This window comes from Actinoplanes sp. NPDC051470 (genome assembly GCF_040682035.1).
Taxonomy (GTDB): Bacteria; Actinomycetota; Actinomycetes; order Mycobacteriales; family Micromonosporaceae; genus Actinoplanes.
Genome location: NZ_JBFBAA010000033.1, coordinates 1 through 12,745 on the forward strand (window position 1 = coordinate 1; position 12,745 = coordinate 12,745).

Annotated in this window: 11 protein-coding genes and 1 pseudogene; 8 read left to right on the top strand and 4 right to left on the bottom strand. The window is 69.3% G+C overall.

The features are described 5' to 3' along the window. Together AB0M54_RS38755 and AB0M54_RS38760 are read left to right on the top strand one after the other, a co-directional pair. Positions 1 to 1,835: M36 family metallopeptidase (locus tag AB0M54_RS38755; protein ID WP_364476938.1), on the top strand; the 1,835-nt coding region annotated here is incomplete at its 5' end. Between the two features lie 358 nt (positions 1,836 to 2,193). Beyond that, positions 2,194 to 2,364, top strand: a complete 171-nt coding sequence (locus tag AB0M54_RS38760; RefSeq protein ID WP_364476940.1) for a hypothetical protein — start codon at positions 2,194 to 2,196, stop codon at positions 2,362 to 2,364. 61 nt (positions 2,365 to 2,425) lie between these two features. Here AB0M54_RS38760 and AB0M54_RS38765 read toward each other — a convergent pair whose 3' ends face one another. Both AB0M54_RS38765 and AB0M54_RS38770 read right to left on the bottom strand, forming a co-directional pair. Further along, entirely contained in the window at positions 2,426 to 2,815 is a 390-nt protein-coding gene (locus AB0M54_RS38765; protein WP_364325585.1) for a hypothetical protein, read from the bottom strand. Between the two features lie 30 nt (positions 2,816 to 2,845). Beyond that, positions 2,846 to 2,914, bottom strand: a pseudogene (locus tag AB0M54_RS38770) (DUF1918 domain-containing protein); the annotation flags it as partial. A gap of 44 nt (positions 2,915 to 2,958) precedes the next feature. Between AB0M54_RS38770 and AB0M54_RS38775 the strand changes: the two are divergent. From AB0M54_RS38775 to AB0M54_RS38785, 3 genes are all read left to right on the top strand, one after another. Further along, complete coding sequence (locus AB0M54_RS38775; RefSeq protein WP_364476942.1) at positions 2,959 to 3,204, top strand: hypothetical protein; 246 nt, start codon at positions 2,959 to 2,961, stop codon at positions 3,202 to 3,204. Positions 3,205 to 3,410: 206 nt separating this feature from the next. Further along, a complete protein-coding gene (locus tag AB0M54_RS38780; protein WP_364476944.1) occupies positions 3,411 to 6,413 on the top strand; it encodes a Tn3 family transposase in 3,003 nt (1,000 codons plus the stop codon). A 21-nt stretch (positions 6,414 to 6,434) separates the two neighbouring features. Further along, positions 6,435 to 7,079, top strand: coding sequence for a hypothetical protein (locus AB0M54_RS38785; protein WP_364476945.1), 645 nt, complete (start codon positions 6,435 to 6,437; stop codon positions 7,077 to 7,079). A gap of 140 nt (positions 7,080 to 7,219) precedes the next feature. On the opposite strand, the gene AB0M54_RS38790 is transcribed toward AB0M54_RS38785, so the two are convergent. Together AB0M54_RS38790 and AB0M54_RS38795 are read right to left on the bottom strand one after the other, a co-directional pair. Beyond that, positions 7,220 to 8,110: a hypothetical protein gene (locus tag AB0M54_RS38790; RefSeq protein ID WP_364476947.1), complete on the bottom strand. Its 891-nt coding sequence runs from the start codon at positions 8,108 to 8,110 to the stop codon at positions 7,220 to 7,222. 67 nt (positions 8,111 to 8,177) lie between these two features. After that, entirely contained in the window at positions 8,178 to 8,603 is a 426-nt protein-coding gene (locus AB0M54_RS38795) for a peptidase inhibitor family I36 protein (RefSeq protein WP_364476949.1), read from the bottom strand. 282 nt (positions 8,604 to 8,885) lie between these two features. On the opposite strand from AB0M54_RS38795, the gene AB0M54_RS38800 reads away from it, so the two are divergent. From AB0M54_RS38800 to AB0M54_RS38810, 3 genes are read left to right on the top strand one after another with little or no spacing between them, the layout of a single operon-like run. Then, entirely contained in the window at positions 8,886 to 11,168 is a 2,283-nt protein-coding gene (locus AB0M54_RS38800) for a tetratricopeptide repeat protein (RefSeq protein WP_364476950.1), read from the top strand. A 48-nt stretch (positions 11,169 to 11,216) separates the two neighbouring features. Then, the gene (locus AB0M54_RS38805; RefSeq protein ID WP_364476952.1) at positions 11,217 to 11,549 is read left to right on the top strand and encodes a tetratricopeptide repeat protein; all 333 of its coding nucleotides are present in this window, start codon (positions 11,217 to 11,219) and stop codon (positions 11,547 to 11,549) included. A 22-nt stretch (positions 11,550 to 11,571) separates the two neighbouring features. After that, positions 11,572 to 12,711: a site-specific integrase gene (locus AB0M54_RS38810; protein WP_364476954.1), complete on the top strand. Its 1,140-nt coding sequence runs from the start codon at positions 11,572 to 11,574 to the stop codon at positions 12,709 to 12,711. Positions 12,712 to 12,745: the final 34 nt, after the last annotated feature.

Consider the following 12,745-nt stretch of genomic DNA (forward strand, 5'->3'; position numbering starts at 1 on the left):
TCGCCCCGAACAAGCCCGGCGACTGGCGGTTCCCGTTCAAGGACTTCACCAGCCAGGTCGGCCCGCCCTGCGCCGCCGACAAGCAGTGCTCGTGGAACCCGAAGGTCCCGTACTCGTGGAAGGACAACGCGAAGCAGAACGCCGCCCAGTTGTTCTACTACGTGAGCAGCTTCCACGACCACCTGGAGAAGGCCCCGATCGGCTTCACCCGGGCGGCCGGCAACTACGAGACCGCCGACGGCGACCCGATCGAGGTCAACGCCATCGACGGCGCCGACCTGTTCGGCACCGGTGACCCCGCCTACCTCAACAACGCCAACATGCTGCCCACCCCGGACGACGTGCCCGGCCGCATGCAGATGTACCTGTTCGCCGACCCACTCCTGGCCGCCAACTCCGGGGACGAGGCCGACATCGTCTTCCACGAGTACACCCACGGAATGTCCAACCGGCTCGTGGTCGACGCGTCCGGCAACTCGACCCTGTACGGCATCCAGGGCTACTCCATGGGCGAGGCGTGGAGCGACTGGTACGCCTTCGACAAGCTGGTCGCCGACGGCTTCCAGACCGACACGCCGGCCCCAGGCGAGGTGCTGGTCGGCCGCTATGTCGGCGACGATCAGAACCTTATCCGTACGCAGCCGCTGGACTGCGCGGTCGGCGCCCCCGCGGACGTCTGCCCGGGCACCCCGGGCGCCGGATCGGGCGGTTACACGTACGGCGACTTCGGCAAGATCGTCAGTGGGCCGGAGGCGCACGCGGACGGTGAGATCTGGGGCGAGACGCTCTGGGACCTGCGTACGTCGGTCGGCTCGAAGATCGCCGAGTCCCTGGTCACCCGGGCCATGGAGCTGTCACCGGCCAACCCGTCGTTCCTCGACATGCGCAACTCGATCCTGATGGCCGACAAGGTCACCCGCGACGGCCGGGACGCCAAGAAGATCTGGAAGGTGTTCGCCGGCCGCGGCATGGGCTGGTTCGCCTCCGACTTCGGCGGCGGCTACAGCACCACCCCGGTCGAGGACTTCTCGGTGCCGCCGACGCGGGACGCGTTGCGGACCAAGGTCAGCGGCACGGTCACCGACTCCGTCACCGGCGCGCCGCTGGCCGGGGCGACGGTCACCTTCGCCGGACACGCCTCCGGCTTCGCCAACCCGTATCAGGCGACCACCGACCCGCAGGGCCGCTACACGATCACCGGAGTGCTCCCCGGCGGCACCTATCCACAGGTGAACGCGGTGGCCGCCGCCTATTCGGTGGGTGTCAAGGAGGTGCGGATACACCAGGGCGCCAACACCGTCGACTGGGCGCTGGACCGGGACTGGGCGGCCACCGGCGGCGGCAGCAAGGTGGCCGGCTTCAACGGCGAGGACTACAGCGACTTCGGCTGCGGTCCGGGCGACGTCCTCGACACCCTGCCGTGGACAGGCTGGAGCACCGACGCCAGATTCGACGCCGACAACCGCATGGATCCGCGCTTCCTCGTGGTGGAACTGCCGAAGCCGGTCACCGTCTCGTCGATCGTGATCGACCCCACCGCGACCTGTGGCGACGACCTCAGCGCCTCGACCGGTGACTACCGGGTCGAGACGTCGGCCGACGGCCAGACCTGGACGGTCGCCTCCGAGGGCCACTTCGGGGTCGCCAACCGGAACAAGATGAACGAGGTCCCGCTCGCTGCCGGAAGCACCTCCGGGGTGCGCTACCTGCGTTACACCATGCTCGGGACGCAGACCGCCGAGAACGGCATCAACTGCCCGGAGGCCGACGGATACTACGCAGGCTGTTACTTCGTCGACACTGCTGAGGTTGCGGTGCACGGTAACGCCCGATAAGCGGCTCCGGGTGCCCTGCTCGGGCGCATGGGCACCCGGAGCTCCGGTCCGAACTGGTCCCTGAGGAGTGCGGGATCATCGATGCGACACGTCCGATCCGCCGCGGCGGATCGGCTGTCGTGCTGACCCTGTCGACGACTGCCCGCGCTTCCAGCGAGTGTGGCACCTCGGGCCGGCCCGACTCGGTAGTCCGCCACCAATCGTTGCCGCGCACCCGCCGGGCCGGTCGCGCGTTCGCATTCCACCGCCATGGAGAGCGTCGCGCTGACCGCCGCCGGGACGGCTGTCTGGGCGGGCGGCACGTGTGCCCCCGTGCTGTGTCCGCCCGCCCAGACGCCTCCGGCGCAGACCCGCATCGATGATCGCCGCGGTGACGCTGGTCGCCGTCAGCCGCACGGCCGAGGCGCTCGTGGCCGATCCGTCCGGTGGTCCCGTCGTTGCGGTCGTCGATGCGGTCCGCCGCCGGGCCGGGTGCCCGGTGCTGCTCGCCCGTGAGGAGCGGACATGGAATCCGCGGCCGTCGCCGTGACCGGAGCCGACCGATCGCCTGAAGCTCACGGCGTGATGACCTTCGGCGCCACCGAGGCCTCTCACCCGGCGAGTCCGGCCTCCCGGTCGGCGGCGGCGATCTGATCGTGGAAGCGCCGGTGGACCCAGCAGCGCTCGCCGAGGAGCTGCGTCCGCCCCCAGCGGCCGGACACCGGCCCGAGCCGGGTGCGCCGAGGCGCCGCGCCGATCAGCCGTTGCGGTCGGCCACCGCCCGACCAGCGGCTGCTCGCGAGCACGTAGATGGTCTCCGGGGTGACCGCGACGCAGCGGTACCGGGCCCAGAAGATGGCGAGTCCGGTCAGGTAGACGAGCACGAAGACGACGAAGTTCGGCGCGGTCTGGTAGATGAACACCTGCCGGACCTCGGCCTTCGGCGGCAGGAAGGGCGCCGCGCGCCGTGCCAGGTCCTCGCGCATGGCCGGCTTGGTCACAAGGTCCTTCCTAGCAACGTCCAGCCAGCGCAGCCGGTAGGGCGGGGTGCCGTCGTTGCGGACGATCGCGGTGACCAGCCCGACCCGGCGGTGCTCGCCGAGACAACGCGTCCTCGACGCCCGTACACGCTCAGGGTGATGACTTGGGTGGCGTCGCCTTCACCCCGATCGTGCTCAACGGCATCGGTGACCAGATCTCGACCATCGCCCAGCAGCAGGCCCACGAGACGGTCGTACGGTCACGGGGCAACGAGGGGCTGCTGCGGCAGACCTACGTCGCCACCGCCGGTCACTGCACCTGCGTCACGGGCGAGTACGTGGCCGCGATCGAGGTGATGGCCCGGCGGTTGCGTACCGGGACGTGGCCGGACTGGACCCGGCGGCGATGAACGGCCGCGCGACCGGCCCGGACCCGGAGGGCCGGCCGGGCCGGTACCTGACCTACCGCCCGGAGACCTTCAACCGCCCGTTCCCGGCCTGAGCCGGCCGGCGCCGGTCAGGGGGCGTTGCTAACGAACGTGCGACCAGGGATCAAAAAGTTGATCAATGGTTGAGTGATGGTCTTGGTCTGGTCTCGACGGAATGATGTCGGTCTGTGGCTGGTCTGCCGGAGAACTTTCCTGACCTGGTTGAACATTGGACGCTGCTGCCTACGGAGTCGGACCTGTTGGCGGGAAAGCATGATGGTCCGACGAAGCTGGCGTTCGCGTTGCTGTTGAAGTTCTATGGCCGGTACGGACGGTTCCCGCGGGGGCGGGCGGAGCTGCGTGATGAGGTCGTGGAGTTCATCGCGGCGCAGGTCAGGGTGGCAGCGCCTGATCTGGGTCTTTACGAGTGGAACGGCCCGACGATCAAGCGGCACCGGGCCGAGATCCGCCGGTTCTTCGGGTTCCGCACGTTCACAGTGGCGGACTTCGACAAGCTGACCGACTGGCTCGCGGGCGACTACGCGCAGCGGGTACGCCGCCCGGAGTTGGTACGCGAGTACTTCCTGGCCGAGTGTCGTACGCGGCAGTTGGAACCGCCGACCCTGGGGCAGATCGACCGCCTGGTGGCCAGCGCGCTGGCGCAGGGCGCCGAGTCGGTCGCGACCCGCGTAGCAGGCCGGCTCGACCCTGGCGTGATCCTGCGGCTGTTGGCGCTGGTGCAGAGCAGCGACGGTGATCCGGACGCGACGGACGTCGACGCCGATGTGGAGGCTGATCCGAGCCTGCTGCGCTGGATCAAGTCCTCGGCCGGAGACGTCAGCTTGAAGACGATGCTCGACGAGGTCGCCAAGTTGGAGGCGATCCGCGCGTTCGACCTGCCGGGGAACGCGTTGCGCGACGTGGCGGTCAAAGTCGTCGCGGAGTGGGAGCACGCGGCGTTGATCGAGTCGCCGAGTCATGTGCGCCGGCGCGCGGAGCCGGTGCAGGCGGCGATGCTGGTTGCGTTGCTGCTGGCCCGCCAGCAGCGGATCACCGATGCGCTGGTGCAATTGCTGATCTCCACGGTGCACCGGATCGGGCTGCGGGCGGAGAAGAAGGTCGTCCGGCAGATGGCCGCCGAGTTCACCCGGGTGGGCCACAAGGAGAGCCTGCTGTTGAAGGTGGCCGACGCCGCGCTGCGCCGCCCGGACGAGACGGTGCGGCAGGTGGTGTTTCCGCTGGTCGGCTCGGAGAACCTGCGGAACCTGGCGGCGGAGTTCAAGGCCGGCCGCACGGTGATCCAGACGAAGGTGCAGGCCAGCTACCGGGAGTCCTACACCCGGCACTACCGCCAAGGCCTGATCCGGCTTCTGGAGGTGCTCGAGTTCCGGTGCGAGAACTCCCACCAGCCGGTGCTGGACGCGGTCAAGCTGGTGCGCCGCTTCGCCGACGACGCCCAGTTCACTTACTACCCCGAGGGCGAGGTGGTGCCGAAGCACAAGGGCCTGGCCGGCGACTGGGAGACTCTGGTGTACCGCACCGCGAAGGGCGGCTCCAAGCGGGTCGTGCGGGCGATCTACGAGTTGCGCACCCTGGAGGCGCTGTGCGACCAACTGCGCTGCAAGGGCATCTGGGTCGTCGGTGCAGCTGAGTTCCGCAACCCGGACGAGGACCTGCAACCGGACTTCGTCGAGCGGCGCGGCGAGCACTACGCCGCCCTGGCCAAACCGCTGGATCCGAGCGAGTTCATCGACGCGGTACGCGCCGAGCACGAGAGCGAGCTGGCCGCGCTGCACACCGCACTGCCCGATCTGGACTTCCTGACGATCGCGCCGCGTGGCCGGGACGGGTCGATCCGGCTGAGCCCGCTGGATGCGGTCGCCGAGCCGCGCAACCTCGGGCTGCTCAAGCGCACGGTGGTACGGCGCTGGGGCATGGTCCCGTTGGTCGACGCGCTGAAGGAGGCGGTGCTGCGATCGAACTGCCGGGCCACGATCGCGGGCATGACCGGCCGCGACGACGTCGCCGACGCGTTCCTGCAGAAGCTGCAGCTATGCGTGCATGGCTACGGCACCAACACCGGTATCCGGTCGGTGGCCGCCGCCGGCAGCCACCGTGAGCACGAGCTGTACTACCTGGTACGCCGCTACCTCACCCCCGAGTTGGTGCGCGCCCTGGCCATCGACATCGCCAACGCCACCTTCGCCGTGCGGCAACGGGCGCTGTGGGGCGGCGGATCCAGCGCGGTCGCGTCGGACTCGACGCACTTCGGCGCGTGGGACCAGAACCTGTTCACCGAGTGGCATTCCCGATACAAGACACGCGGCGTGCTCATCTACTGGCACGTCGAGCGTAAGAGCATGGTCGTGCACTCGCAGCTGCTGACCTGCACCGCGTCCGAGGTCGCCGCGATGGTCGACGGGGCGATGCACCACGGCACCGAGATGGACGTGCGGTCGAACTACGTCGACACGCACGGCCAGTCGGTGATCGGGTTCGGCCTGACCAGGTTGCTGGGCTTCGACCTGCTGCCGCGGATCAAGCGGATCAACCACCTGCGGTTGTACCCGGCGTCGCCCGGTTGGCGGGATGTGTACCCGGAGCTGGCGCCGGCGATGGTGAACCGGGCGATCGACTGGGGCCTGATCGCCGACGAATACGACCACATGATCAAGTACGCGATCTCGATCAAGAACAAGACCGCCTCGACCGCGGCGATCCTGCGCCGCTTCCACCGCACGAACGTGCTGCACCCCACCTACCAGGCGATGCAGGAACTCGGCCGCGCGCAGCGCACGATCTTTGCCTGCCGCTACCTCCGCGACCGGGATCTGCAAAGGGAGATCAACTCGGGGCTGAACGTGGTCGAGTCGTGGAACTACGGCAACAGTGTGATCTTCTTCGGTAAGGGCGGTGACATCCCCGGCAACCGCCGTGACCAGCAGGAACTGTCCGTGTTGTGCCTGCGGGTGCTGCAAGCCTCGATCGGCTACCTGAACACCCTGATGATCCAGGACGTGCTCGCCGACGGCGCCGTGGCGCTGACGGCGGAGGACGAGCGCGGCCTCAACCCGCTGTTCTGGTCGAACATCGCCCCGTACGGCGAGGTCAAACTCGACCTCGGCCGGCGCATCACCCTAACCGCCGACACCCTCCCGGCCGCGCCGGCCGGAGACGATCCCGTCCGCTGACCACGAGGAAGAGTTCCGACCATGCCGAAGGCCCTGCCCGTGACCCACACCGAAGACTTCCACCAGCGGGCTGGCGCCGTGCTCGGTGCTGCGCTCGAGCGGGCCGCCGCGGCAGTGGCCGCCGGCGACTTCGCCCAGGCCGCGACCGCCGCGCAGCAGCTGGCCCAGTACGGCGAGCACGTGCAGACCGCCGTGGTCCGCGACGCTCTGGCCGCGGGGGCGGACTGGTGGCAGCTCGGCGAGCACCTGGGTCTGCACCCGCAGGCCGCCTACGAGCAGCACCGCGGCGCCGCCGAGGGCCTGCGCCCACCCGCGCTGCAACGGCAGCAGCTGGCCGTGGTGTGCACCGCCGGTCTACTCACCGAGCACGACCAGGACACCGAGCACGGCATTGACCTGGACGACCTCGGCGACGACCACAGCCTCACCCAGGACCCGACCGTGGCCCGCATCCGCGCGGCCGCTGAGCTGCTCGACGAGGACGCTTGGATCGCGGTCCGGCTGCCCGGCGACTACGAAGGCGACGACGACCTCGACGACGGCACGGCCATCCGCCGCTGGAGGACCGTCGTGGCCCACCCCGACGAACTCGGCTGGCTCCGCGAAGCCCTACAGCATCTCGCCGGCGACGACCCGGACGACGAGGATGATCTCGAACCGCTGTGACCGGGTGACGGAGGGTCTCACGGTCTCGTCACCTCAGTGGGGGCGTCGAAGCTGCAGCTGCGGATCGGATCCTGGTCGGTGGTGGAGATCCGGGGCGTACCCGGCCGTGGAAAGGCGCACCGACCGCCCGGCCGTTGCGCCTATCCGGTGGCGCGCCGGAGTGCCGAGTTCCACAGGACGGCCACGATGTTGAGTTCGCGCCGTTGGTCTGCAGGCAGCTCGTTCGCGTAGCGCCGGCCGACTTGCTCGGCGACCCGCGAAAGATCGGCCGTCATCGCGCAATCGGCGTCGGCGGTCGCGATCCGGATCTCCGTCGTGCGCGCCGAGGAGAGGTCTCGCCCGGCCCGGCGCGCCGCGTCGTACGCCTGGGCTGCGAGATTCCGGGCCTCCTGCGCAGAGGCGACGGCGAATCCCCGATCGCGCATACATGCCGACCACCGTGCGACAGCGTCCCGCACCCTCCGATCGGCGCTGATACGGCCGAGAACGGCCTGGTGGGCACCCTGCGGCACGTACGATACCCGGGCGGCGTCGACAACATTCCCGTAGAGCTCAATGCGGCTCTGTGCGATGCAACCTGTCGCAGCGAAGTTGAATCTCGTACCGTCCCGCATTTCGTACGTCGCGCGGCGACTTGGATCCCCCTTGAGCGCGCGCACATGCTTCGCCCGCTCGGCCGCGGAAAGCGCGCGTAACCACGAGTCAGGGGACGGCTGAGAGGCGGGGTCCAGTCCGTAGCCGCGGCTGCGGCGGACCTGAAGATTCGGTGCCCACTCGCTATCACCGCCGGTCTGATCTGGTCTGGCGGCGGGGTAGGTGAGCCCCTGGCCGAGCATGCATCGGCGCGTGAACTCGAGTTCCGCCTCGAACAGCAGGCGCCGTCCGGTGAGATAGCGGCTGCTCGGAATGGCCAGCGCGTGGGCGGCTTCGGAGAGCACGGTGTCGGCCGTCGCCGCGGCCGCCGTGCCGGATACAACCGGGGGTTGGGCCGGGGTCACCGGCTGCGCTGACGAGCAGCCGGTGACCACCAACACCGCACCCGCGACCGCCGCGAGGACTGTCCACGTTCGTCGTGTCGGGCGTCGAGGATGCATCGGTCTAGCAGAACCAGGAGTTGGAACTGACCACATCGTTCCAGTTGCCGCCGCTGGGCTTCCCGCGGTCGGCCAGGTTGTCGACGAAGGTCTCACGGTTGATGACGAAATTGGACCCGCCCATGCTGGGGTGCTCCCAGATCACGGCCTCGCAGTCGATGCCCTCGTTGCGGATCGACGAGATGCAGTCGTTCCAGCCCACCGAGGCGCCACAGCGGTTGGCGGAATCAGTGAAATTCGCCCAGTTGGCGTTGGCGTCCTCCACCGTTCCCGGCCGTCCCTGATAGTTGGCGGCCGGCCAGAAGCACAGCAGACCACTTTCGTCGGGGCAGTCGTTGAAGCTGGCCTGGGCGGGCGCCGGCGCGAGGCTGACAACACCGGCCGTGACCAGGCCCACCGCCAGCGCGGCACCGATCCTCGGAATTCGCATGTCCCCTACTCCGTTCTCGTGTGATCGACGGTTTGTGCGTTGACCGGCTCGACCGATCCCTCCGTCTTTCAATGACCGACATGGATGTTGTGCTGGAACCAGCGTTGAGTGGGGACCCGCGGCGATGGTGGATTCGGGACGAATTTGGACGTGGGTTCCGCGTTGGCCCGGAAGGTGCGCTTGGGGCAGCGCGCGGACTGTCACGTGACTGATACCGCCGGTTGCAAATAGCTCGCTAGCCTCGAACCTGAGATATCGAATACGGCTGATGGGTGGTGAGGGATGCCGCTGTCAGGGGAGCCGGTGACCGCGCCGGAAGACGCCTTCGTCACGCTGCCCGATCCGGCGCAGGCCGGCAGCCTCACCGCTCTTGTCGAGCGGCTGCGCCGGCTGAAGGTCTGGGCCGGTGACCCCTCCTACGAGACGATCAAGGACCGGGTCAACACGGCCTGGACCGCAGCCGGACGGCCCGCCGGTGAACTGACGCGCAAGTCCACCGTCGCATATTGCTTCCGGCCCGGTCGGCGACGCCTGGACACCGACCTGGTGCTCGCGGTGGTCCAGGCGCTGCACCCGGACACCGGGTACGTGAGCCAGTGGCGCCAGGCGCTGCGTGTCGTGGGCGGAGAGATCGAAGCGATGTCCCAGGTCCGGGTGCAGGACCGGCTGCCGCAGGATTTGGCCGGGTTCACCGGCCGCACCGGCGAACTCGACCGGCTCCGCCACGCGGCACAGGCCGGGGAAGCGGTGGTGATCTCCGCGATCGAGGGGATGGCCGGGGTCGGCAAGACCCAACTCGCCGTCCACGCCGGACACCTGCTCCACCGGCAGCAGCCGTTCGAGCGGGTGTTGTTCGTCAACCTGCGCGGCTTCGATCCCGACGCTGCGCAGCCGCCAGCCGACCCGGCCGCCGTCCTTGACGGGTTTCTGCGTCTGCTCGGGGTGCCCGGCCAGCAGATACCGCACGACCTCGCTGCCCGGGCCGCCGCCTACCGCGACCGGCTCGCCGGAACCCGGACCCTGGTGGTGTTGGACAACGCCGCCACCGCCGGGCAGGTCCGCCCGCTGCTACCGTCCACACCTGGCTGCCTGACCATGGTCACCAGCCGGCGCAGCCTGACCGACCTGCGCCCCGCCACCCACCTCACCATGGATGTATTCACCCCCGGCGAGGCAGTGGTCTTCCTGATCAAGGCCGTGCCAGGGGTTCCGGTCGGCCCTGACCCGCACGCCGCGGCCCGGATCGCCGCACGCTGCGGCTACCTGCCGCTGGCCCTTGGCCTGATCACCGGGCACATCCGTAACACACCGGGCTGGACGCTAACCGACCACGCCGACCGGCTCGACGAACGCCACCACCAGCGGCGCCTGGACACCGGCGTCGAACACGCCCTCCACCTGTCCTACCAACACGTACCCGCCGAGCAACGACGACTGCTGCGCCTGCTCGCCCTGCACCCCGGACAAGACCTCGACGCGTACGCCGCCACAGCACTGGCCGACACCAACCTGGACACCGCCCAGGCCGGGCTGGACGGCTTGCACCACGATCATCTGCTGCAGCAGGGCACACCGGGCCGGTACACCTTCCACGACCTGGTCCGCGCCTACGCCACCACCCGAGCCCACGACGAAGACCCACCATCCGAACGCCGCGCCGCTCTGACCCGCCTGTTCGACTGCTACCTGGTCACCGCCGCTGCCGCTATGAACACGCTGTACCCCGGCGAGTCCAGCTTTCGCCCCCGGATCCCCGTGACCGGCGCTCGCACCCCAAACCTGAGCGACTCGGACACCGCCCTCGCCTGGCTGGACACCGAACGACCCACCCTGGTGGCCGTCGCCGCGCACACCGCTACCAACGGATGGCCCACCCACACCATCCGGCTTTCCCGCACCTTGTACCGCTACCTCTCCGGCGGCCACTACACCGACGCCGTTACCGTGCACGGTCACGCACACCACGCCGTGCTCCACACCGGCGACGCGACCGGACACGCCCATGCCTTGAACGATCTCGGCGTCGCTCTCTGGCGGCTGGGCCGGTACGAGCTGGCTACTGCGCATCTCCAGCAGGCTCTGGCTCTGTTCCGGCAGGCCGGTGACCCGCACGGCCAGGCTCGCACGCTGAACGATCTCGGCATCACTGCGTACGGTGAGTGCCGTTTCCAAGCGGCTACCGACTACTTCACGCAGGCCGTGCCGCTGTACCAACAGGCCGGCGATCGCGACGGCGAAGCCCGCGGGCTGACCGGTCTCGGTAGCGTCGAGGCGCTGCTGGGCCGTCATCGGAAAGCCATTGACTACTTCGAGCAGGCCCTACTCCTGCACCGGCAGACCGGCGATCAGGACGGCACAGCTTACGTACTGCTCAACCTCAGTGAGGTCGAGGACCGGTCGGGCCGATACGGGCCGGCCGGCGACCACCTACAGCAGGCTTTGACCCTGTACCGGCAGTTGGGTAACCGCACCGGAGAATCGGGCCGCGCTGGACATTATCGGCGTCCTGTATACCCGCCTCGGCAGGCCCCGCCCAGGCCGCCGAATACCACCAACGGGCCCTGACTGGCTTCCGTGAGACCGGCTTCCGAGGGTGCGAACCGTGGGCACTCAATGGCCTCGGCGAGGCCGCCCACGCTGTCGGCCGCACCCTGTCGGCCGCACCCTGTCGGCCGCACCGCCGACGCCCTTACCCACCACACCGACGCCCACACCATCGCCAGCCGCGACCAGCAAGCTCGCGCTCTCACCGGCCTCGGCCACGCCCACCACGCTCTCGGCAACCTCGACCTCGCACGCGAGCACTACCAGCACGCCCTGGTCCTCTGGACCGATCTCGGCCTGCCCGAGGCCGACCAGACCCGGGTGCGCCTCAGCACCCTCGCCACCAGCTCCAACGGCACAGCCGGGATATCGAGTTCCCTTCAGGAAAGGTCCCTTCTGTGAAGGCAATCGCTACGCTGGCGGCATGACCGCGCAGGTGATCGACATCAGCTCCCGGCCGGATCGGCGCAGATTGCCTTCACGAAAGGTTGTCCCGCTGCCGATCGGCGGTCTCGCCGCCCCGGACGCGATCGAGGCGTGGGCCAGCCGCTACCTCGACGCCGCCGTCCGCGGCGTCCGCTCCGCCGAAGTCGCCGACAAGATCGCCCTGCACCTGGCCCGGTTCCGCGACCACTTCCACGCCGCCCACGGCCACGACCGGCTCTCCGCCGTCGTCCAACGCGAAGTCGTTGCCTGGCGCACCCACCTCACCACCGCCCGGGACGCCGGCGGGCTCGGCCTGGCCCCGGCGACGGTCAACACCCACCTCGCCTCACTGTCCGGGTTCACCACCTGGGTATGCACCCACGACCCGGCCGCCCTGCCGCACGGCAACCCATGCGCCAAGGTCAGCGACCTACCGCTGCCCCCGCTCGAACCCCGCGCCCTGGCGCCTGGACAGGTCCGCACCCTGAAGAACGTGCTCGACCGGCTCCCGCGCTTCCATCAGCACAAGGGCCGCCGCCGTTCCGGTACCGGTGAGCTGCACGGCCACGCCCGGCCGCTACGTGACCGCGCGATCGTGCACACCCTGCTCGGCACTGGGCTACGCCGCGAGGAACTGGTCAATCTCAACCTGGACCAGGTCACCCCCAACACTGCGGGGGCGCTGCGCGCGGCGAAGAAGGCGAAGATCAGCGGCGTCCGGGGCAAGGGCGGCACCTCCCGCACCGTGTTCCTCGGCGCCGACGGCCGCGCCGCCCTGGCCGACTACCTGGAACAGGAACGCTCCGCCGACGCCGGCGCGACGTCGACCGCGCTGTTCCTGTCTGCCGTCTCGATCGGCTCCCGCCGCCCCGACGGCCGGCTCTCCCCGCGCTCGATCAACCTGATCTGCGAGCAAATCGGCCGCTGGCACGATGCCGAGCACACCGATCCGGCCCGACACGTCAGTCCGCTACGGCCGCACGATCTGCGTCACTCGTTTGCCTTCGCGCTCGCCGAGGCCACCGGCAGCGACGCCTACGAGCTCGAACGTCGCCTCGGTCACCAGTCACAGCGCTACATCAGCCGGTACACCAACCCGCCCGAGGACATCGCCGCCGGCTACGTCGAGAACCTGTAGTCGACGCCGCGGCCATATCTAGATCAACTTTTGA

What these genes read in the sequence shown, in the direction of transcription:
- AB0M54_RS38760 (WP_364476940.1), top strand. Translation starts at nt 2,194, where the DNA reads ATGATCGCCGCGGTGACGCTGGTCGCCGTCAGCCGCACGGCCGAGGCG.
- AB0M54_RS38785 (WP_364476945.1), top strand. Translation starts at nt 6,435, where the DNA reads ATGCCGAAGGCCCTGCCCGTGACCCACACCGAAGACTTCCACCAGCGG.
- AB0M54_RS38795 (WP_364476949.1), bottom strand. Translation starts at nt 8,603, where the DNA reads ATGCGAATTCCGAGGATCGGTGCCGCGCTGGCGGTGGGCCTGGTCACG.
- AB0M54_RS38800 (WP_364476950.1), top strand. Translation starts at nt 8,886, where the DNA reads ATGCCGCTGTCAGGGGAGCCGGTGACCGCGCCGGAAGACGCCTTCGTC.
- AB0M54_RS38805 (WP_364476952.1), top strand. Translation starts at nt 11,217, where the DNA reads ATGGCCTCGGCGAGGCCGCCCACGCTGTCGGCCGCACCCTGTCGGCCG.
- AB0M54_RS38810 (WP_364476954.1), top strand. Translation starts at nt 11,572, where the DNA reads ATGACCGCGCAGGTGATCGACATCAGCTCCCGGCCGGATCGGCGCAGA.